At 55.3% G+C, this 22,703-nt stretch carries 17 protein-coding genes; 14 read left to right on the top strand and 3 right to left on the bottom strand.

What is annotated here, in order from left to right:
- Positions 1-10: 10 nt before the first annotated feature.
- On the top strand, positions 11-880 hold the full coding sequence (locus tag Q674_RS26725; RefSeq protein ID WP_023008357.1) for a YicC/YloC family endoribonuclease: 870 nt from the start codon (positions 11-13) through the stop codon (positions 878-880).
- A 185-nt stretch (positions 881-1,065) separates the two neighbouring features.
- Positions 1,066-2,307, top strand: coding sequence for a tyrosine-type recombinase/integrase (locus Q674_RS26720; RefSeq protein ID WP_022987607.1), 1,242 nt, complete (start codon positions 1,066-1,068; stop codon positions 2,305-2,307).
- A 10-nt stretch (positions 2,308-2,317) separates the two neighbouring features.
- On the opposite strand, the gene Q674_RS26715 is transcribed toward Q674_RS26720, so the two are convergent.
- Genes Q674_RS26715 through Q674_RS26705 form a run of 3 tightly spaced genes read right to left on the bottom strand, consistent with a single transcriptional unit; the run spans position 2,318 to position 4,480 of the window.
- Positions 2,318-2,560, bottom strand: coding sequence for a helix-turn-helix transcriptional regulator (locus Q674_RS26715; protein ID WP_023008356.1), 243 nt, complete (start codon positions 2,558-2,560; stop codon positions 2,318-2,320).
- Positions 2,553-4,277 (bottom strand): DUF927 domain-containing protein, encoded by a 1,725-nt coding sequence (locus tag Q674_RS26710; RefSeq protein ID WP_022987608.1) that lies wholly within the window; start codon positions 4,275-4,277, stop codon positions 2,553-2,555. The genes Q674_RS26715 and Q674_RS26710 overlap by 8 nt, the downstream gene beginning before the upstream one ends.
- An 11-nt stretch (positions 4,278-4,288) precedes the next feature.
- Entirely contained in the window at positions 4,289-4,480 is a 192-nt protein-coding gene (locus tag Q674_RS26705) for a helix-turn-helix transcriptional regulator (protein WP_031209892.1), read from the bottom strand.
- A 746-nt stretch (positions 4,481-5,226) separates the two neighbouring features.
- Here Q674_RS26705 and mobI point away from each other — a divergent pair.
- From mobI to pglZ, 12 genes are all read left to right on the top strand, one after another.
- Entirely contained in the window at positions 5,227-5,829 is a 603-nt protein-coding gene (gene mobI, locus Q674_RS26700; protein WP_023008355.1) for a conjugative transfer protein MobI(A/C), read from the top strand.
- A gap of 250 nt (positions 5,830-6,079) precedes the next feature.
- Positions 6,080-6,289 (top strand): helix-turn-helix domain-containing protein, encoded by a 210-nt coding sequence (locus tag Q674_RS26695; protein ID WP_008174223.1) that lies wholly within the window; start codon positions 6,080-6,082, stop codon positions 6,287-6,289.
- Positions 6,286-6,900, top strand: a complete 615-nt coding sequence (locus tag Q674_RS26690; protein WP_023008354.1) for a DUF1819 family protein — start codon at positions 6,286-6,288, stop codon at positions 6,898-6,900. The genes Q674_RS26695 and Q674_RS26690 overlap by 4 nt, the downstream gene beginning before the upstream one ends.
- A gap of 17 nt (positions 6,901-6,917) precedes the next feature.
- On the top strand, positions 6,918-7,508 hold the full coding sequence (locus Q674_RS26685) for a DUF1788 domain-containing protein (RefSeq protein ID WP_011784100.1): 591 nt from the start codon (positions 6,918-6,920) through the stop codon (positions 7,506-7,508).
- A gap of 43 nt (positions 7,509-7,551) precedes the next feature.
- Entirely contained in the window at positions 7,552-11,133 is a 3,582-nt protein-coding gene (gene brxC / locus Q674_RS26680; protein ID WP_023008352.1) for a BREX system P-loop protein BrxC, read from the top strand.
- A gap of 40 nt (positions 11,134-11,173) precedes the next feature.
- The gene (locus Q674_RS26675; RefSeq protein ID WP_023008351.1) at positions 11,174-12,847 is read left to right on the top strand and encodes an ATP-binding protein; all 1,674 of its coding nucleotides are present in this window, start codon (positions 11,174-11,176) and stop codon (positions 12,845-12,847) included.
- Positions 12,848-12,931: 84 nt separating this feature from the next.
- Positions 12,932-16,429, top strand: coding sequence for a BREX-1 system adenine-specific DNA-methyltransferase PglX (gene pglX / locus Q674_RS26670; RefSeq protein WP_023008350.1), 3,498 nt, complete (start codon positions 12,932-12,934; stop codon positions 16,427-16,429).
- 10 nt (positions 16,430-16,439) lie between these two features.
- Positions 16,440-17,720 (top strand): AAA family ATPase, encoded by a 1,281-nt coding sequence (locus Q674_RS26665; RefSeq protein ID WP_023008349.1) that lies wholly within the window; start codon positions 16,440-16,442, stop codon positions 17,718-17,720.
- On the top strand, positions 17,717-18,358 hold the full coding sequence (locus Q674_RS26660) for a retron system putative HNH endonuclease (RefSeq protein ID WP_022988844.1): 642 nt from the start codon (positions 17,717-17,719) through the stop codon (positions 18,356-18,358). The genes Q674_RS26665 and Q674_RS26660 overlap by 4 nt, the downstream gene beginning before the upstream one ends.
- Positions 18,359-18,419: 61 nt before the next feature.
- Entirely contained in the window at positions 18,420-19,532 is a 1,113-nt protein-coding gene (locus tag Q674_RS26655) for an AAA family ATPase (RefSeq protein ID WP_022992172.1), read from the top strand.
- A complete protein-coding gene (locus Q674_RS26650) occupies positions 19,529-20,206 on the top strand; it encodes a DUF4276 family protein (RefSeq protein ID WP_022988842.1) in 678 nt (225 codons plus the stop codon). The genes Q674_RS26655 and Q674_RS26650 overlap by 4 nt, the downstream gene beginning before the upstream one ends.
- Positions 20,203-22,701 (top strand): BREX-1 system phosphatase PglZ type A, encoded by a 2,499-nt coding sequence (pglZ, locus tag Q674_RS26645; protein ID WP_023008348.1) that lies wholly within the window; start codon positions 20,203-20,205, stop codon positions 22,699-22,701. Before Q674_RS26650 ends, pglZ begins: the two co-directional genes overlap by 4 nt.
- The last annotated feature ends 2 nt before the right edge of the window (positions 22,702-22,703 follow it).

Genomic DNA, 22,703 nt, shown 5'->3' with positions numbered 1-22,703 from the left:
TGGAGTCACTATGATCCGCAGCATGACTGCTTTTGCCCGCAAGGACGCCCAGGGTGACTGGGGTACTCTTACTTGTGAGATTCGTACCGTGAATCACCGCTATCTGGAACCTTCGTTCCGATTGCCGGAGGCTTTTCGTGAGCTTGAGAACCGGTTTCGGGAGGAATTGCGCAAGCAGGGCTTGAAGCGGGGCAAGGTCGATGTCTCCATGCGCCTGCAGTCGGCCGAGAGTGATGTCCAGGGCTTTGAAATCAGTGATGAGATGGCCCGAGCTGTGAACGAGGCGGCCAATCATATCAACCGTATGCTGGATAACCCGGCCCACATCAATGCGCTCGATATTCTGCGCTGGCCGGGGGTGATGTCTCTGCCCGAAAAGGACTACAGCGCGGCGAAGGAGGCAGCGGCAGATCTGTTTGCCGATACCGTGGCTGAGTTGACGAGTGTGCGCGAACGGGAAGGCGAGCGCCTGAGGCCGTTGTTCGAGGATCGTCTGGCCACCATGGGTAAGCTGGTGGCTGAGGTGCGTGAGAAAATGCCGCAACTGCTGGCCGCCCAGGAGCGGAATCTGAAAGACCGGTTCGAGAAGGCGAAAGTGGAGCTGGATCCGGAGCGTGTGGCCCAGGAAATGGTCATGCTGGCCCAGAAAAGTGATGTGGCGGAGGAGCTGGACCGGCTGGATGCCCACATCAGTGAGGTTACCGACACCCTGAAGAACGACGATGCTATCGGTCGGCGCCTGGATTTTCTGATGCAGGAGCTGAACCGCGAAGCCAACACCCTCAGCAGCAAAAGCATCGATGCGGCGGTTACCCGTATTGCGGTGGATCTCAAGGTGTTGATCGAGCAGATGCGGGAACAGGTGCAGAATATTGAGTGATGTTCTTGGGGGTTCGACGTTGTTCTTGATGGCATTATAAATCAAATAGTTATGTAATTTTGACGCTCATAATGTTCGTGTAAGTTCTGCCAAGTTTGGGTAGTGATGGGTAGTAGATTGGGGAGTATTTTCTCGCTATATTGTATCGGCGAGATTGTACTCCCCAATTTTTTTAAGGCAGGAAAGTGGGCAAGCTACACGACAAGACCGTCAAGAAACTGATCAAAGAGAAGCCATCCGTGCGGCATGCCGATGGCAATGGTCTCTACCTCATGACCCCGAAGCGCGGCGATGCCTACTGGATGCTGCGCTATACCACCCCAGCTACCAAGCTCCGGCGCGAATACACCATCGGCAAGGTGGACGACTGGTCATTGGCCGACGCCCGTGATGAGGCGGCGAAGCTGAGGTTGGCGATCAAGCGTGAGGGTGCTGACCCGGTTCAGGAGCGGCAGAAGGTCAACCAAAACCCCTTCAAAACGCTCAATGACCTGTACGCGGACTACTACGAGCTTCGCAAACGAGAAATCGCGTCCCACCATAAAGAGAAGAGCCTGTACGAGCGTGAGGTCGCCTGGCGCATCGGAAAGGTGGAACTTGAAAAGATCCGACCAGTGGATATCAGTGAAATCCTGCGGGACGTGGCCACTGGCTATGACGACAATAAGCCCCGCCCAACCCTATCAAATGATTTGATGCGCCTGCTGAGGAACCTGTTTGATCATGGCATCAAACTGGACGTCACCAGGTTCAATCCAGCCTCGCCATTCCGTCCCAGGGACGCCGGCGGGGAGGAGAAGGCCGCCAACTACCCAATGAATGAAGACGAAGTCACCGAGTTCTTCACCAAACTCCGGGTGATTCCGGCGCAGTTCAGCCGTGAAAACTACCTGGCCTGTGCTTTGTTGATTGCGACCTGTACGAGAAAAATGGAGCTGCTGGCAGCGCCTTGGTCGGAATTCGATCTGGAGAACCGTATCTGGTACCTGCCCGAGGAAAGGACCAAAAAGAGAAGGGCCATCGATATCCCGTTGGCGGAGCCCGCCGTGGAATGGCTGAATGAGCTGAAGGTACGTTCCTGCGGTAGTGAGTGGGTATTTCCAGCTCGCAGGATCAGTAAAAAAGCACGGACGCCGTTTGTGTGTGAAAACACGCTGAACCATGCGCTCAAGAAACTCTTTGAGAAAAAGTTCTTTTCGTTCGACAAGCGCCGCGTCCACGATCTGCGTGGCACGGCCAGGACGAAGCTGGGCAAGCTTGGTTTTGATGACAATCTGGCTCAGCGCTGCCTGAATCAACTGCCCGGCAACCGGACGGACCGGGTTTATAACAAGCATGCGTACTTTGAAGAGCGAAGAGCGGCTCACGAGGCGCTCTGCGAGTGGCTGGCGCCCATCGTGAGAGGTGAAGTCAGCTCTGGAGGGTAAAGGGGCCAGATCAGGCCCCTTGTTGCTCAATCCAGGCCAACAGATCCGACAGGCGCCAGGCCACTGAGTTGCATCCCAGCTTGAGTCGTGCCGGAGCCACTCGCTTTCGTTCCAAGGTCCACCACTGCGTCCGGCTGACGGCTGTAATCGCTCGACGGTCCGACTCCCGAACCAGCCGCTCACACTGTCCAGAACGAGCCAGCAGCTTGGCGCGCACCTCCTCCGAAGGCGGACTGAAGGTCTTGTTACTCATTCTCCGTTACCTCCGAATCAACACTGGGATAAGTGGGAAACTGGGAAAGTCCATCTCCATCCGGTAGCGCTTCCCAATACGCCTTGATGCGATCAGGCCACAGGGCGAAAAAACGCTCCGATCGATCCCGTAGCTTGATTTTCATGGTGCCACGGCTCTGTTCATTGGTTTCCAGGAAATCTCTCTGGATCAGCGGCTCAATTTCCCGGGTGTATCGACTTCGAAGGCCAAGCTCCTTGATAAGAGTATTTTTGGGTATCAGCCACTGCGTCTCACCGGCCACTTTGCGTCGCAGACCAATTGCTCTTCCGTAATCCCCCCGCTCTATGTCAACGAGACGGTGATTCCATTTGTAAATAGCATCGCGAAGGCGGGCCAACAGGCGGTACTCCTCCGAATTGAAGATGTGACCCCGGCTCCGAAGCCAGGCTCCAACGACTTGGTGTACTGCTCGAACCGACTCCGCTTCCGTCCAGGGGAGGAGATAGTTCCGACATGCCAGGCATAGTGCAGCGGTGATCAGTGCGAACCGCCTGATCACTCGGACGACTTGCGAAGCCATATGAGGGGTCTTCCATTGCTCCGTCAACCGGGCAACCTCATTCTGGATGTAGCTGGGTAGGTCATTCACATCTTCTGTAAGACGCTCGAGCCAGTGCCGGAACAGTGTGCCGTGGTAGTGCCCGGTACGGCTTTTCAACGTGTCCACGAACTCTTGGGCACTGTTGAATCCATGCAACTTGTCAAAGGCTCCAAACCTCCCAAAAATCGGAATCTCGACAAGTCGGGTTTCTTGGCCGGCTTTAACCGACTTGCCTATTTCCTGAAATACTTCCGATAGCCATACCTCACCGGTACTTAAAGCCAGAGTTCGCCAGTGCGTTTGTGCAGTAAGGTCCCCTGATATATTCGCACGCAACTTACTGGCACCGGTCATTATATGATACGTCGCTACATCGACATCTTCCGGGCGCGCCAGGCCAATTTCATCCAATGCCAGCAACATGTCATTGTGCTCAGCAGCCACGGCTGCCAAGCCATTGGCAGTCGATACCCAGTTCCGCACAAACGTTGGTGCACCACACACGCTCGCGGCCGCCTGCAGTAGTGTCGTTTTACCGCTGGAGCTATTGCCGCCGAAGTGAAAAGCCCCATTTTCAATCTCCGCATGCTTCAGCAGTGGTGCCGCAAGGGCTACCCCAATGCTGAACATCGCCAGCGGGTTGCCCTCACACAGCTTCCCCACTTGAGCTTGCCAATCCTGGAGAGAACCGTTTTCCTGAAGTAGAGGGGAGGTTGATAGCTGCCCGACGAAGTAGTGCTGCTCATCCGCCTGACCTGCCGTCCAGCTACTCGTCGCGAAGATGGGGCCGTGCCAACCTGTACGGTCGACGGTTGTGGCCGGCGGCGCCTTTGCCATTTCCTCAAGCAGGTAGCGTTGTAGTCGTGCCCAACTGATATTGCCAGGCTCCAGCGGATAGCCGCTGTCCACGAGCAGCTCCCGTATCTGTCGGGCGTTATCGCCGTTCAGGTTGCGCGCATACACCACCTCGCGGAGCAGGACGTTGTCCATATTTTTCCACTGCAGCAGCGCACCGTGACCGTGCTTCTTGTTGGAGAGTCGGGTTCTGGCAATAACCTCAATCCATCCACCAACTCTTTGCCATTCATCAGAGCTGAAGCAGTACAGGCCAGAGTCTCTCAATTGAAATTTCATTTGCCCCTCCGTCACAACCGATCCAGCCAGTTTCTAACATCCTGGATCCGAAACCTGACGGCTCGACCTTGCGGGTTTGGCTTGATGGGGGCGGGGAAGCGACCTGATCGGACGTATCGACGTAGCGTGGCTTGCGATAGCTGAGTGACGGCGCACACTTCTTCGTATGTGAGCAAGCGCTCGTTGGTCTCGCTAGAAAACATGTGTTTCATTATCTACTCCTGGTTCGTTGATTAACGGCAGGAGTGATTATTAGTAATCAGGAGTCAGGACCAGAACCGTGAAATTGGCCATTTTGGGCGCAAAGAGAAAAAAATTATAACTAGATGAAATTAAAGGTTAACTTCTGTCATTAAGGCGATTTTCATGGGAGCCTCATCGGTTTACGAGCAAAATCTGGCGAAATGTAAGCAATCGCTGTTACCCGCCACCATCACGGCATCATTTTGTGAAGCGGTAATGCGCATTGACTTTCACATGTGAAAGTCAATGCTGGACGTGATCAAAACAGCCTCTTAAAGAGCCTTTTCGAGGCCCTGTTATTTTACGGGGCATGTCCATATCACAACGGGGCTCCAAAAGGTCTCTTCCAAGCCCTTTGTAAGTGCCCCGAGGAAGTAGCGGGAATTGTCGTAGCGACGACAGTCAGTCCGGTTCCATCAAGCCACCGGATACCGGTGTTTTCACTGAGGTGGGAGGCCAGGGTCCCAAATAAATAATGGAGCGCGGATCCTTCAGCCCATGCGAGCTATTTCATGGCGCGTGGGAGCGCAGCGGCAAAGTCCCAAATCAGGTAGTCACGTGGACAGGAATTGGAAAGGTCCCATGGCTTGGAGGAAGGAATCTGCCTCCGCCCCCGCCTTTGTGTCCAAAAAGGACAAAAGCACATGGCAGCTCAAAGCACTCGACGGATTACGATTGTTGGCAAATCCATAGCGAGGAGCCAGCCATGAGCAAACGAATGACCCACCAGGAAATCTGCGAAGAGTGGGAGGCGGTCAGCCGAGCCCAAAATGTGAACCACCAACGTGGTATCAAAGCCGCCATAACGCAATGCCGTCAGTTTCTGACGGCGATTCACCAGCAAGCGGACGTGGAGCAAGCGAGGTACCGCTATCTGGCGCAGCGGCTCTGTGATCACTTCTGGTCCCACAACGTCGCGCATCGTACCGACCAGACACCCGGCTATCCCGGGCACTTCGGCTGCCGCGTCCGACTCCGGAGAAGAAAGCTGGAGTTGTCCTGGTACTACAATCGCTTCGTCCAGAAGAAGAGCGGCGAGGGACGATCAGTGTTCAGTGAGTACATCCGCAAAGAAGGTCGGTTCCGCTATCACAAACCAGCCTTCACGCGGGCACAGGATTGGGAGAAACCGCTCATCATGGAAACTGAGGATGGTTTTGAAATGTTGCGAAGGCTCAATGCCAACCAGGCGGAGCTTTGTCGAATCGTGCGGAAAAGCGAACGCCTCCTGAAAGATCTGGAGGAGCACCTCGGTGGACTGAAGGAGGCTGCCAGCGGGAGTGCAAGCCCCTCAAGCGAGGAGGGATGAGGGCTGTTTGGCGGTAAAAGGCATGCCGCTCACACCGCAGGTGTTGATTGCGTGGGGCTATTGATGGGATCGCCCAGATTTCAGGTGGCTATATATGCCGTTCTTTGCTGGTCTATCCGGGTCAAATCGGTTGAATGCAGCGTGGTACCTCTATATATTGATCAGTCAATGTAGTGTAGGGCTGCTCAGCCCATGAGACCGTGCCGCCTGAGATAAGGTGGCAACACCATCGCCCATAGGAAGCGAAAACATGGCCGAGATGGAAGATCGCTGGTTATCCGTAGACGAAATAGGCAAGCACCTCGGTGTCAGCAATGACACCGTGTACCGCTGGATCGACAAGCACGCAATGCCCGCCCACCGTATGGGGCGATTTTGGAAGTTCAAAAAAGTCGAAGTGGATGAGTGGGTCAAGGGCGGTGGAGCCGCTGAGACGAGCAAGGGTGAGCGTTCCGAATGACCCGAGGCAGGTATCGCATCTCTTTCACGTCCGGCAGCCTGTATCACCGAGAATCGGTGAAGCTGGCCGATCTGTACCTGTCGCTACGTGACTGGGGAGAGGTACGGACTCACGTTCTGCATGACAACCTGCTACAGGCCAGAACGGAAAGCACGGCAAAGCGTACCTGTAGAGAGGCGATTGCACGCCTGAAGACGTTGACTGAAAGCGAACTGACTTTCCTGGCCGAGGCAAACCACCAGGACCAGGCTCACCTTCTGTGGGTTGCGGTGTGCCGCCTGTACCGCTTTATCGCGGACTTTGCGGTGGAAGTGCTACACGAACGGTTTGTCGCGATGAAGCTGGATCTCAGTTTTGAGGATTTCGATGCCTTCTATAACCGTAAATCGGAATGGCATGACGAACTGGATAATGCCAGCGCCTCAACGCGCGATAAATTGCGGCAGGTCCTGTTCAGAATGCTGCGGGAGGCAGGGTTGTTAGCTAAGGACAAAACCATAAACGCAGTTCTGCTAAGCCCCAGGCTGGTTGAGTTGCTGCGTCAGAACAATCCTGACGAGTTTTTCTACTTCCCAGTCTATGAATCCGATATCAGGGGGATGTCAGCTTGAGAAAGGACATTGCCAAAATGCCGATGCAGGAGCGACTACAGCACCTGTTCAGCGTGGTTTCCGGCCAGCGGTTCCTGAACAAACAGGGACTGGGTAATGAAGTGCCTTTCTTCATCTGCCCCTACCGGCCTGAAGAGGCGGTCGAGATGGAGCGTCTTCAGCGGCAGTTGGTTAACCGGCTAGAGCAGGCGGGCATCCGGATCCTGAGTATCAATCTGTACGACCTGGCCGTCGATATCTTGAAAGAAAGAGACATCTGGGAGCAGGTGTTGGAGCTCGAGCCCACGGTCTCAAAGGATCAACTGAAAGAACTGCTACAGGGAGTGCTGGACCCGGAAGCCCATTTGGTGCCCGCTATTGCGGCAAAACTCCAGTCCGTTGAGTTTGACGTGCTGTTTCTCTCAGGGGTGGGCGAGGTCTTCCCCTACATACGCTCCCACAACGTGCTCAACAACTTGCAGAGCACCGCCAAAGACCAGCCAACGGTGATGTTCTTCCCGGGCTCCTATACCCACTCGCTGGAAACCGGTGCATCTCTGGATCTGTTCGGCAGGCTGCATGACGACAAGTACTACCGTGCGTTCAACATCTTTCATTACGAAGCCTGAGCGGACGATACGATTCGAGGCGTAATCATTAAGGGAAAGTACAATGACATTGAAGAATATTTTTCTAAAGCCCGTTGACCGCCCCATTGAAGGCGTTATCAAAGCCGACGATGAAGCCAGTCTTCGCCTCGAAATTGAAGAATACGTACTGACCAACGAAGTCGAGAAACGCCTCGAAGAGTTCCTGGACGCCTACAATAACTACGAAGGGGCGAACGGGGTCTGGGTATCCGGCTTCTTCGGCTCAGGTAAGTCGCACCTCCTCAAGATGCTGGCCCTTCTGCTTGAAAACCGGGAGATGGACGGTGCTACTACCCTGGACCTGTTCCTTCCCAAGTGCAGTGAGAATGAAATTCTCCGGGGCGACCTGAAACGAGCTGTCTCAATTCCGGCGAAGAGCATTCTGTTCAACATCGACCAGAAAGCCGATGTCATCAGCAAAACCCAAATCGATGCGCTTCTGGCCGTGTTCGTTAAAGTCTTCGACGAAATGTGCGGCTACTACGGCAAACAAGGGCACATTGCCCAGTTTGAGCGCGATCTGGACGGCCGTGGCCTGTACGAACAGTTCAAAGCCGAGTACGAGGCCATCGCCGGTCGCCCCTGGCAGAAAGGCCGGGAGCAAGCCCTTCTGGAAGGCCCGAATATTGCCAAAGCCTACGCCGCTGTGACCGGTGGCGACCCGCAGTCGGCAGCGGGCATTCTGGACAAGTACCGCAGCGAATACCGCGTTTCAATTGAAGACTTCGCGGACAATGTGAACACCTATATCGAGAAGCAGGCAAAAGAGGGTGGCCACAAAGAGTTCCGCCTGAACTTCTTTGTGGACGAGGTTGGCCAGTACATTGCCGACAACACCAAGCTGATGACCAACCTGCAAACCATTGCCGAGAGCCTCGCCACCAAGTGCCGGGGGCGGGCCTGGATTATCGTCACCGCCCAGGAAGAAATGAAAAACGTGGTTGGCGAAATGGGCAAGCAGCAGGGCCACGACTTCTCGAAAATTCAGGCACGGTTCAATAACCGTATGAAGCTGTCCAGTGCGGACGTGGCGGAGGTCATCCAGAAGCGCCTGCTAACCAAGACCGAAGAAGGCGTCAATCAGCTGTCGGACGTCTATCACGCACAGGCGAACAACTTCAAAACCCTGTTTGACTTCGCGGATGGATCGGCCACCTACCGGAACTTCCGGGACAGGGACCACTTCATCCACAGCTACCCCTTCGTCCCCTACCAGTTCGCGCTGTTTCAATCGGCGATCCAGAACCTGTCGCAGCACAACGCCTTCGAGGGTAAACACAGTTCCGTCGGTGAGCGCTCCATGCTGGGTGTTTTCCAGCAGGTGGCCATCCACATCGGCAACCATGAGGTGGGCCAGCTGGCCACCTTTGACCTGATGTTTGAAGGCATCCGCTCTGCACTGAAATCACAAATACAGCGGGCGATTATTCAGGCCGAGAACCACCTCGATAATGCCTTCGCCATCCGGCTGCTGAAGGCCCTGTTCCTGGTCAAATATGTCAAGGAATTCAAGCCCACGGTGCGCAACCTTTGCGTGCTGATGCTGGATGCCTTCGATCAGGATCTGCCGGCACTTCGCACCAAGGTCGAAGAAGCCCTGAGCCTTCTGGAGCAACAGACCTACATACAGCGCAACGGCGACCAGTACGAGTACCTGACGGACGAGGAAAAGGACGTCGAGCAGGAGATCAAGAACACAGAGGTTGAGTCATCGGACGTTGCGGACGAGCTGGAAAAGATCGTTTTCGACTTTGTTATAAAACAGCGCAAAATCCGCTATGACGCCGGCTCCTCCCAAAACCAGGGGCAGGACTACTCCTATTCGCGCAAACTGGATGATCGTCTGCATGGGCGTGAATACGAGCTCTCGATCAATGTCATCAGCCCGTTCCACGAGCATACTGACAACGAGCAGATGCTACGCACAGCCTCGACCTACAAGGCGGACGAGCTGTTCGTGCTCATGCCGTCGGACGAGCGCCTGGTGCGCGATCTGCTCATGTTCAAGCGCACCGAGAAGTACATCAAGCAGAACATTTCCGTTACCCAGCAGGAAGCCGTTAAGCGGATCCTGAATGACAAGGGCTTTCAGAACCGTGAGCGCGAGGCCAGGCTCCGGCAGCAGGTTCAGACCCTCATTGGCAAGTCCAAGTTGCTCATTGGCGGCGCCGATGTGGAAGTGGCGAATGAGGACCCCCAGACCCGCATTATTCGGGGCTTCCATGAGCTGATTTCACGGGCTTACCCCAACCTCCGCATGTTGCGCGGCGTTTCCTACACGGAAAACGACATCAGCAATTGCCTCAACCGCACAGACGATGGCCTTTTCGGTAATGACGCCACGGCCCTGGCGGAATCCGAGCAAGAGGTGCTGGCATTCATTCAGAGCAACAATCGGGGCGGTGTCCGCACCACCCTCAAGAGCCTGCTGGAAAAGTTCGAACGCAAACCCTACGGCTGGTATTACGCCGCGATTCTCTGCACGCTGGCCAACCTTTGTGCCCGTGGCAAGGTGGAGGTTCGTCTCGACGGTAACATCCTGGAGGACAGCGAGTTGGAGCGCGCCCTGCGTAACACTCACGGCCACGGCAACGTGGTGCTGGAACCACAGATTGAGTTCACCGCCTCTCAGGTCCGAGCCCTCAAGTCGTTCTACGAGGACTTCTTCGACAGCCCGCCCCGCAGCAGCGAAGCCAAGGCCCTGGGTAAAGAGGCCGGCGACGCCTTCCAGGACATGTACCACGACCTGGATCGGCGGATAGCGCAGGTCGATCAGTACCCGTTTCTCAATGCCTTGAAACCTGCCCTGGTGACGCTGAAAGAGGTCGCCGGAAAGCCCTACACCTGGCACCTGACGGAATTGGGCAAGCAGGAAGACCAGCTGCTGGACCTGAAAGAGGATGTCATCGACCCCATCCGCAAGTTTATGGGCGGTTCACAAAAAGACATCTACAACCAGGCTCGGTCCTTCCTGCAGAGCCAGGAGCCCAACTTCATCTATGTGTCCGGGGACGAGATCGAGCAGATCCGCACCATCCTGAACGACCCCAACTGCTACAAAGGGAATCGCATTCAGCAGCTCAAGGGCCAACTGGATAGCCTGCAGGAGCGCATCGACGAGAAAGTGCAGCAAACCCGAGCTCAGGCAGAAACCTCCCTGAAGACCATGCAGGAACGCATGCAAAGTATGGACGAATATCAGTCCCTGCCGGAACCACGCCAGGATGAGCTCAACAAACCGTTCCGGGATCTGGTCGACTACATCGGGCAGGAGCGCCTGATTGCCGTGATCAAGGACCGTACCCGGTACTTTGAAGAAGAGGGCTACCAGAAGCTGCTGGGCAAAATGGTGGCGCTGGCCAATCAGAAATCAGCACCGGCAGACGACCCCGATCAGCACCCAGGTAGCCAGAGTGAAGACCAGAGTGACGGGGGGACTCCCGAGGTCAAGGAATCGGCAGCCGACTACGTTCACACCCGCAACCTCCGTGTCGCGTTCGACAAGGCCTGGCTGGCCAACGAGGGTGATGTGGACCGGTACCTGAATGCCCTGCGCGAGGCCCTGCTGGTTGAAATCCAGCAAGGCCGCAAGGTCCAGATCTAAGCGTGCCGAACCGTCTAACCGGTCGATGTTGGGGATAGCCATGCACGAAGCCGAACAGGAAATCCAGGCGCTCATTCGAGGCGGCGAAAGCCTCGCCGTCGAGTTCAAGAGCGACGTCAAAAGCCTGCCAGACCGGGATCTGGTGGCCGCGGTGGTGGCCCTTGCTAACACCGAGGGCGGCGACCTGTTCCTGGGCGTTGAAGACGATGGCACCCCGACAGGGTTGCATGCCAACCACCACAACCTCGCTGGCCTGCCCGCACTGATTGCCAACAAAACCATTCCCTCGTTGGCTGTGCGCGTTGAGGCCCTGGAGCTGGAAGGGCAACCTATTGCCAGGATCCAGGTGCCCAAGTCCCGGCAGTTGGTGTCCACCTCGGATGGCCTGCTGCAACGTCGGCGCCTGAGAATGGACGGCACTCCGGAGGCCGTGCCCTTCTACCCCCATGAGTTTGTTCAGCGCCAGTCCAGCCTGGGAGTAACGGACCCCTCGGCCTTGCCGGTGGAAAACCTGGCGGTTGAGGATCTGGACCCGATTCAGCGGATCCGCATCCGCAACGCCATCAAGAAATACGGCGGCGACCAGAGCCTGACGCCCCTGGCGGATGATGAGCTGGACGGCGCCCTGGGGCTGACCGTGAACGTGGGAGGCCAGCGTCACCCCACCGTGGCAGGGCTGCTGCTGCTGGGGAGCGACATGCAGCTCCGACAACACCTGCCCTCCCACGAGGTAGCATTCCAGGTGCTGCGCGGTACCGATGTGCTGGTCAATGAGTTCTACCGCAAACCGCTGCTGGAGACCTTCGAGGAGGTCGAGGTACTGTTCCGCGCCCGGGTGGAAGAAGAGGAGATTCAGGTCGGACTGTTTCGCGTGCCCATCCCCAACTTCGACCGCCGGGCCTTCCGGGAAGCCTTCGTAAACGCCCTGGTTCACCGCGACTACAGTGCTTTGGGCGCTGTACACGTCAAACTGGACGATGACGGTTTGAGCATCAGTAACCCGGGTGGGTTTGTAGAAGGTGTGAATCTGGACAACCTGCTGGTGGCCGATCCCCGCTCCCGTAACCCATTGCTGGCCGACATCATCAAGCGCATCGGCCTGGCCGAACGCACGGGCCGGGGTATCGACCGGATCTTCGAGGGCATGCTCCGCTACGGGCGTACTGCACCGGACTACTCCATGTCATCCGCTCACACCGTATCTGTGCGCATGAGCGCAGCGGATGCGGACGCCGAATTCCTGCTCATGATCGTCGAGCGCGAGGAACAGACTGGCACTGAAATGCCCATCGATAGCCTGATCATTCTGTCCCGGCTGCGCAATGAACGGCGCTTAAGAACTGCAGACCTGGCTAGATCCGTGCAAAAGCCCGAAACCGTGGTCCGGGGCTCCCTGGAAAAACTAGCAGAAGCCGGCATGGTGGAAGCCCACGGAACCGGCAAGGGCCGCACCTACACCTTGAGCGCCAAGGTATATCAAGGGGCGGGGCAAAAGGCCGCCTATGTGCGCCAGGCAGGGTTTGATCCTATCCAGCAAGAGCAGATGGTCATGAGCTTTATTGATATGCACGGCAGCATCAAACGTGCTGACGTGGTTGAGCTGTGCCATATCAGCCCGGATCAAGCCTACAAGTTGTTGGCCAGATTGAAGAAAAGGGGAGAAATCGAGCAAATAGGCGAGCGTAAAGGGGCTATTTACAAGCGCGTGCGTTAATTTATGCGCTCAGCGTAAATATATACGCTCATTTATGCGTCAGCGTATATCGCTCGGTCACGATCAAAACCAAGGCATGAATCGATGGAAACCGCAAAACTCAGAAAATTCGCCCAGTTCGCCCGCCGCAGCCTGATTGAACAGGTCGGCGCCAAGCTAAAACTGGTTTTGGCCGAAGAAAGCCCCGCCCGGCGGGAAAGCCCATTGGCCATCAAAAAGCTGGAAGAGGCGATAGCCGAGCAGGGTAAAGAGCAGGTTGTCGAGCGGGTGGCGTATATCTGGTTCAACCGGCTCGTAGCCCTGCGGTTTATGGACGTGAACCGATATAACCGCATCGGCGTGGTCTCGCCCGCCGAGGGGCAGTTTCAGCCCGAGATCCTGGCGGATGCCAAGATGGGCCATATCGATGAAGAGATCGTGTCGGAGCCAACCCGTCAAAAGATCTTCGCCCTGCTGGATGGCAAAACACCCAGTCAGGATCCGCAGGGGGAAGCCTATCGCCTGCTGGTCGTAGCCGCCTGTAACTATTGGTACAGCGCCATGCCCTTCCTGTTCGAGCGCATTGACGATTACACCGAGCTTTTGATGCCGGATGATCTTCTATCGGGTAACTCGATTCTGGCCTATACCCGCGAAGCCATGACGCCGGATGTCTGTAAAGATGTTGAGGTAATCGGTTGGCTGTATCAGTTCTATATCTCCGAGAAGAAAGACCAGGTATTTGCTGATCTCAAGAAGAACAAGAAGGTTACTCCCGAGAATATCCCGGCGGCGACTCAGCTGTTCACGCCGCACTGGATTGTTCGGTATCTGGTGGAGAACTCTCTGGGGCGCCTCTGGATGCTCAACCGCCCTGATTCTGGCTTGATCGAGCAGATGGATTACTACATCAAGCCGGAAGAGCCCGAGACGGATTTCCTACGCATCAGCAGCCCGGAGGAAATCCAGATCTGCGATCCAGCCTGCGGCTCGGGCCATATGCTGACGTATGCATTCGATCTTCTTTATGCCATTTACGAGGAGGAAGGCTACGAACCTGCCGATATTTCGGCCAAGATCCTGACTCATAACCTGTATGGCATTGAAATCGATGAGCGTGCCGGTGAGTTGGCCGCTTTTGCTCTAACCATGAAGGCACGTGCCAAGCAGCGTCGGTTCTTTCGTAAGCCAGTTCAGCCCAATATTTGTGTGCTGGAAAATATACGTTTCGACGAAGGCGAGCTGAAGGAATACATGGAGTTTGTCGGGTGCGACCTCTTTACCGCGCCGCTGCAAACTACCCTTCGTCAGTTTGAAGAGTCCGATAACTTCGGCTCCCTCATTCGCCCTGGCCTGACGGATGTGGAAGACATGTTGGCCATACTGGCAGCCAAGGACGTGGCGGGACAGTTGTTCCTGAGTCAGACACACCAGAAGGTGTTGCAGGCACTGAGACAGGCTAAATATCTGAGCCCAACATACCACGTGGTAGTGGCTAACCCTCCCTATGCGAACGCAACAGGCCTGAACCCCAAACTTGTCAGATTTGTAAAGGCGAATTACCCAGATAGTAAAGCTGACCTTATGACCTGCTTCATGGAGAGAGCGGGCCACCTCGCCCGGCCAAATGGACTTTGGGGAATGATAAACCTCCCCTCATGGATGTTCATATCGTCGTTTGAAAAGCTGCGAATTAAGCTTCTTGAAAATTATACTATTCAGTCTCTGGTCCATCTCGGACGTGGTATCTTCGGCTCCGACTTTGGGACTGTCAGCTTCGTAATACATAACAAGAAACCTGACGTCAGAACGACCGGAACTTACAGACGTCTTTTCGATCGTCATGTTCAGGTTCGCTCTCCCGAACAGATCGAAAACCTCTTCTTGAATCAAGAGCTCGGGAAGTATTCAATTCCTCAGAATCAACTCCGAAAGATCCCGGGTAATCCGATTGCTTATTGGGCAACAGACAATATCGTTGATCTCTTCGACGATGAGAGTGCTTATCTTGGTCAGAAGTTAAACCTGAGAGAAGGCATTAATACTGGCGATAACGAAAGATTTTTAAGGCTTTGGCATGAAGTCGGCGATGCCTCATTTGATAGGAACGTATCAGAAAAGCCGACTGCCTTAAAATGGAAAAAACATCGTAAAGGTGGCCCTTTCAGAAAATGGTATGGAAACGGTGAGTATGCGCTTAACTGGGGTGAGGTAGGTCAAGAAATACACTCTTATCACGGCCTTCCACTTGAGTATCGGGGCGCCCCAATGCGTGGGAAGCAGTTCTTTCTAAAAGAAGCCGCATCGTGGACACGTGTAAGCTCAGGGGACTTTGCTATCCGACACTCGCCCCCAGGCGAGACGTTTGACTCGACGGCTCCTTCCATTTTTGGAAGTTCAGATGAATTACTTGTTGCTGAAGCTTTCCTAAACGGCCCCATTTCACGTTTTCTACTCGGAATGCTCAGTCAGACAATCGACTTTCGCCTTACTGGGTTGGGGAGGCTGCCGCTAAAGCTCCCCGAGGCATCACATCGCGCAATAAAGTCTTCCGTCGGACAGATTATCCAAATTGCGAAATCCGACTGGGACGCTTACGAAACCTCGTGGGATTTCACCGCGCTCCCGCTGCTCTCACCTGATCAACGGGCCGAGACTCTGGAGGCCACCTATGCCGCTGTCCGCGCCCATTGGCAGGGTATGACGAATGAGATGCAGCGACTTGAACAAGAGAACAACCGCATCTTCATCGAAGCCTATGGTCTGCAAGATGAGCTGTCCCCCGAGGTTCCGATTGAAGAGATTACACTCACCTGCAACCCGGCCTATCGCTATGGGGTGAAAGGGTCTGAGGAAGAACGCGAAACCCGCCTGCTCGCGGACACTATGGCTGAACTTATCTCCTACGCAGTGGGTTGCGTGTTCGGCCGCTACGCGCTGGACAAACCGGGGCTGATCCTGGCCAACCAGGGAGAGACCATCGAGGACTACCTTCAGCAGATCCCAGAGCCGAGCTTCCCGGCGGATGAGGATAATGTCATCCCCATGCTCGATGGCGACTGGTTCACCGACGACATCACCGAACGCTTCCGTGAATTCCTGCGCATCGCCTTTGGCGAAGAGCACTATGAGAAAAACCTCCGCTTTGTCGAGCAGGCACTGGGCAAAGATATTCGCAAGTACTTCCTGAAGGACTTCTATAACGACCACGTGCGCCGTTACAAGAAGCGGCCCATCTACTGGTTGTTCTCCTCACCCAAGGGCTCATTCAATGCGTTGATCTACATGCACCGCTACCAGCCTCACACCGTGGGCACGGTGCTGGAGTATCTTCGGGATTTCAAAGACGAGAAGCTAAAAGCCCGGAAAAACCATCTGGAGGCCCTGAGTATCAGCGCCGGGGCCTCCCAGGGTGAGAAGACCAAGGCCCTGAAAGAGATCGAGAAGATCAACAAAACCCTCGCCGAGCTGGATGACTACGAGCGGGATGTGCTCTACCCTCTGGCTACCGAACAGGTAGAAATCGATCTCGATGACGGGGTAAAAGCCAACTACCCGAAGTTTGGCAGCGCCTTGAAGAAGATTACCGGCCTCTCTGGCTAGGAGCACAGGCATGCATATCAGCAAACTAACCTTGCAGCGCTTTCGTGGCGCTCAAGATCTACCGCTGGATCTGGACGACAAGCTCAATGTGTTTGTCGGTATGAATGGCGCGGGCAAATCCAGCATTCTGGATGCTTCGGCCATCATGCTGTCCTGGCTGGCGAACCGGATTAAGCATGCGGGTGCATCTGGGCGTCCGATTGCAGAATCCGATATCAGAAATGGTGAATCTTCTGCCAATCTGGCCATTCAGCTATGTGATGAGGGTACTTACTTCGGCTGGAACTTGGCGAAGGTGCGTAAGGGGTACAGCAAAAAGGACCTGGCCTCTGTTCTGATTTCTGCATCCGAAACGGCCAAGGGTATTCAAGCGGGCATCACCGAGCACAATGGGAAGGTAAACATCCCCTTGTTTGCTTACTACCCGGTGAATCGCGCTGTGTTGGATATTCCACTGCGTATCCGGGAAAAGCATCAGTTTGGGCTTCTTTCTGCTTATGAGGAGTCGCTAACCAGTGGGGCCAACTTCCGTACTTTCTTTGAATGGTTCCGGGAGCGTGAAGATCTTGAGAACGAGAACCGCAAGTACAAAGACGATTTGATTAAGCCGGACGATTTCCAGTTCCCGGATCCTCAGCTAACGGCGGTTCGGCGGGCCCTTGAGATTTTCATGCCGGATTTCCAAAACCTGACCGTAAGGCGGCAACCGCTGCGGATGGAGGTAACGAAGAAAGGCCAGCGGCTGACGGTAAACCAGCTTTCTGATGGCGAAAAGTGTTTGATGGCGATGGTTGGTGACCTTGCCAGGCGCATGGCCATAGCCAACCCGGAGCGAGAAGATCCGCTGCTGGGAGATGGCATTGTGATGATCGATGAAATTGATCTGCACCTGCATCCGAAATGGCAGCGCCTGGTGGTGCCCAGTTTGAGGGCGGTTTTCCCGAACTGTCAGTTTTTTATCTCCACTCATTCACCGCATGTAATTACCCATGTGAAACCGGAGAATCTGTTCCTTATGAACATGACAGATGCCGGGGAATTGGAGATTGTTCGCCCGAATGAGTCCTACGGGAAGACGGTGGACAGGGTACTTGAAGATCTGATGGGCCTTGAGACCACACGCCCTGACCAAGTGGAAGATGCTCTTCGAGCTATTTACGGGCAAATCAATGATGGCGAGCTTGATACTGCCAGAAAAGGCATTGCTGAATTGGAACGAGACATTGGCGAAGATCCGGAACTGGTAAAAGCCAAGGTGCTGATCAAACGCAAGGAGCTGATTGGCCGATGAAGTATGTGGAGAAGCGCCACGAACCTGAAGTTTTTACGCAATGGAAGGCTCTGGCCAATGTCAATGAAGACTGGCAGCCTACCTATGGCGACCTGAGGGGTGAGCCCAAAGCCTCGGTAAAGAGATCATTGATGCGGGAGCAGGGTTACATCTGCTGCTATTGTGAACGCCGGTTAACCGAGGGCGATTCCCACATAGAACACTTTCAGCCTCAGAGTGACCCGACTGTGGATCCGCTGGATTACGGCAATCTTTTGTGCTCCTGCCAGAATCAGATCAGAAAGGGTGAGCCCCGTCACTGCGGTAACCTGAAAGGCGACTGGTTTGACCCCGAGCTGTTGATATCTCCGCTGGATGCGAATTGTGAGCCCCGGTTTGGTTTTGAAGGTGATGGTTGGATTAAACCTGCTGACAATAACGACCGGGCGGCCTGTGAAACCATTACCCGACTGGGCCTCGACCTGCCCAAGTTGAATGAGTTGAGAGCTGGAGCAATTGAGCCTTTCCTGGATGATAGCTTGAGCCATGATGAGCTGGGTCAGTTCGTGTCGGGCTACTTAACCATGGGAGCAGACGGCCGTTTCGGTGAGTTCTGGACCACCATCAAATACCTGTTTGGGGACTATGCCGCCGCATGAGTAATCGAATTTCCCAGGCCTCTCATGAATATCCCAGGTCGCTCATGAAGGAGGGCTACCTATGAAATTGAAAGAAATTGCCGTTAAAGGCTTTAAATCCATCAGCAATCACGACTACGAGCGTATTGCCTTTAACGATGTCACGGTGCTGTTGGGGGCGAATGGCTCCGGGAAAAGTAACCTGATTTCACTGTTCCGGCTGTTGGGATTTATGACCACTGGTGCTCTGCAGCAGTACGTTGGCAGGCAGGGCGTCAGCCAGCTTCTGTTTTATGGCCCAAAGGTGACCGAATCGCTGAGTTTCAGCGTGAAACTGGAAGATGACAGCACCACGGACTCCTACGATGTAAAGCTATCGTATGGGTTGCCGGACCGGCTGTTCGTCAGCGGTGAACAGGTAAGCTATCACAAGGCCGGTCACCCCAGACCGCAGGAATACTTTCTGTCCAGTGGTGGCCCCGAAGCGGATCTGGGGCAGGATGATCGGCCCACCAGTAAAGTGCTTACCGGTCTGCTCAGAGGCATACAAACCTTCCAGTTTCACGACACATCCGACACCGCCCGAATCAAGGACCGGGTGTACGTTGATGATGTGTCCTACCTGCGCAGCGATGGGGGCAACCTCGCGGCCTTCCTCAAGATGTTGAAGGAGTCGGACAGCTATCGTCCTTACTACGAACGAATTGTCCGGCATATTCGCAAGATTATGCCGCAGTTCAACGACTTCGTACTGGATACCCTTCCTGGCAATGACCGTTTCGTGCGACTGAACTGGTCTGATACCTACCGCCAGGATTATCTTTTTGGTCCGGATCAGATTTCCGACGGGTCTCTTCGCTTCATGGCGCTGACCACACTACTGTTGCAGCCACCGGCGTTGCTTCCAAAAGTGATCGTTCTGGATGAGCCGGAGTTGGGTCTGCATCCGGCTGCCACGCTTGAGCTTGCCGGTATGATCAAACGTGCATCCCAGAAAACGCAGGTGGTCCTGGCCACCCAGTCCACACGGCTGGTGGATGAATTCCTGCCGGAGCAGATTGTGATTGTGGAGCGCGATTCAAAGACCGGCGCCAGCTCGTTCCACCGTCTGGAAGCGGAGGCGCTGGGTGAATGGTTGCAACGGTACAGCCTCTCGGAGCTTTGGGAGAAAAATGTGTTGGGAGGGCAGCCGTGATTCGACTGCACATAACCGCAGAGGGCCAGACCGAGAAAGCCTTCGTCGACCAGGTTTTGACACCCCATCTGGCGCACTTTGATGTCTACACCGACGCGCGCTGTGTGTTAACGAGCAAGGACAAACGGGCAGCCAAAGAATACCGGGGTGGCTTGATCAGTTACCAGAAGGCAAAAGCAGACATCGAAACCTGGATGAAGGAAGACGCCAACCAGGAATGCTGGTTTACCAGCATGTTCGATTTATATGCCTTGCCAGACGATTTCCCAGGATTTGACGAGGCGGAACGGCTGGAGCCTTATCAAAGGATCGAACGGCTCGAAGCTGCTTTTGGCAATGAAATGAACAAGCCAAACTTTATTCCCTATATCCAGTTGCATGAATTTGAAAGCCTGATTCTGGCTGACCCGGCCAAGCTGGATTGGGAGTACCTGGAGCACGACCAGCCAATTGGAAATCTAGTGAAGATGGTCGGCTCCCAAAATCCGGAGCTCATCAATGACGGTCGAGAAACAGCGCCATCAAAACGAATTCTCAAAGAGATACCGGAGTACGACAAGGTGACATCAGGGGTATCGGTTGCGGCTCACATCGGCCTCGGTGCTCTGCGGGCCTCATGCAAACACTTTGATGAGTGGGTGTCGCGCTTGGAGAAGCTCGGGGGCAAAGAATGAGCCAGCAAATCAATTATGCGCTGGGCAGGCTTTTCGATAAGCACCGGGTTGTGTTCTGGTACGACACCAAGCAAGAGCTGCGCAGTGACTTCGAGGCGGTTTCCATTCCGGACGTGGAGAAGCTGGAGATCGCCAACAACGAGTACGGCCTGAAACATCGCATCCTGCGGGAGGCACCGGAACAGAAATTCTTGCTGTACAAAGAAGGGCCACAACCGGAGGATCTGGACAACTGGTTGCTGGACGTACAGCTGGCCCACGGCGAGTTCCGGACCGACCAGGTGGCCATCTGGCTGTCCGAGTTGGAGTTGGGCCTGGAGTTCGCCGAGATAGCTCAGGCCCATACGGAGTTCTTTCAGGCGATCAAGCGCAAGGAGGCACTGAAGAAGTTGCTGAAGCCGGACGATACCGCCGGCCAGCTGCGCCTGAAGATGCTGGCCGTGTGTGCCGGTAGCGAGCCCCGTATGGACTCGGTGGTGGAAACCCTGCTGCAGCAACTGGCTGAAGACCGTGATGATGGCATCCGGCTGATTGAGCGCTGTGGTCTGGGCAGCTTCCTGTGGGAGCAACTGACCCGTTTCTACGGCTACGAGGCCAGTGAACCCAGCCTGCGCGATTTCGTGATCGAGCTGTTCAAGTCCTGCTACGCCATGGGTACCGATGGCGATGTCAAACTGACCGGCGACGCCCTGGTGTTCCTCAAGCGCTGGAAAGACAGCCGGCAGTTCGAGCAGGGGTTTGAAACCCTGTCTGCCGAGTGTGCCGAGGTGCTGGGCATTGAGCAGGATCTGGGTAAGCGGGACTTCCGGGACCTGGTTGAGCTGGATTACTTCCGGCTAATCGACCAGAAGATTATCAGTGACCTGGTGCGGGCGGTGGTAGGCCGCACGGTCACTAGTGGCGATGTGGCATTGTGGGTACGGCAGCGGCGCCAGGGCCACTGGTACGGGGAGTTCCGCCACCTGTATGAAGCCATTGAGTTTGCGGCCCGTTTTGTCCAGATGCTCGGTGAGGCTCGTCTCACCATGGACAGCCTCTCCGACGGCGTTCAGCGATACAGCCGTTCCTGGTTCCAGTTGGATCAGCTCTACCGCAAATTTACCTACCATGTGCGCATGTCCGGCCAGGCATCGTTAATGGGCGATCTCAGTGAGCAGGTGGAGAATTTGTATTCCAACAACTACCTGCTCAAGCTGGGCGACGGCTTCCAGGTTCACGTGGATGCCGCGCCGCGCTGGGAGGCCTATCCGGTCGTTCAGCAAACAGCCTTTTTCGAGCACTGGGTTCGCCCGTACCTGTGCAAGGACAAACGGATCTGCGTGATCATTTCCGACGCCATGCGCTATGAGATTGGTGATGAGCTGCTGGGCCTTATCCGGCAGGAAGATCGCTACAGCGCGGAGCTTGAACCGGCACTCTCGACCCTTCCCAGCTATACCCAGCTCGGTATGGCGGCGCTACTGCCCAACAAGTCCCTGGCAATCGCCGACAACGATACCGGTACGGTACTGGTGGATGGCCAAAGCTCACAGGGCACGGTCAACCGTACCAAAATCCTGCAGGCCGCCTTGGATGGTCGGGGCCAGGCCGTCAAGGCGGAGGATTTTATGCAGCTCAACCGGGAAGACAGCCGTGAGCTGCTCAAGGGTAATGATGTGCTGTACATCTACCACAACCGCATCGATCACACCGGCGACAAGATGCATTCAGAGGGGCAGGCCTTTGAAGCCGCAGAACAAACCCTGGATGACCTGATTCGACTGATCAAGAAGCTCACGGCGGCCAACGCCAATAACCTGCTGATCACCGCTGACCATGGCTTTATTTACCAGAACCGTGAGCTGGATGAGAGTGATTTCCTGGGCGATGCCGTTTCTGGCGATGATATTCGCTACCGGGACCGTCGGTTCGTGCTGGGTAAGGGGCTGTCCGCCTCTCCGGCCTTCCATCACTTCTCGTCTGAGCAGCTTGGGCTGGATGGCGATATGGAAGTGCAGATTCCCAAGTCCATCAACCGGCTGCGTCTTAAAGGCTCTGGCAGCCGCTTTGTGCATGGCGGCGCATCCCTTCAGGAGGTTGTGATTCCAGTCCTGAAGGTTAACAAGAAGCGCCAGAGTGATGTCAGCGCCGTTGAGGTGGACATCCTGCGTGGGGCCAGCTCGGTGATCACTTCCGGCCAACTGGCCGTCACCTTGTATCAGTCCGGACCGGTTACCGAGAAAGTACAGCCTCGCCACCTGCGGGCCGGAATTTACACCCAGTCAGGGGAGTTGATTTCGGACAATCACGAGTTGTCGTTCGACCTGACCTCGGAGAACCCCCGCGAGCGGGAGCTTCAGGTGCGCTTTGTGCTCAGCCGCAAGGCGGATGAGGCCAACGGCCAGGAGGTCTTCTTGAAGCTGGAAGAACAGCACGCCGGCACCTCCCACTACAAGGAATACAAGTCGCTCAGGTATTTGATGCGGCGGTCCTTTACCAGCGATTTTGATTTCTGAGG

Source organism: Marinobacter sp. EVN1 (assembly GCF_000475375.1).
Taxonomy (GTDB): domain Bacteria; phylum Pseudomonadota; class Gammaproteobacteria; order Pseudomonadales; family Oleiphilaceae; genus Marinobacter; species Marinobacter nauticus.
This window is presented reverse-complemented; position numbering and strand designations above follow the sequence as displayed.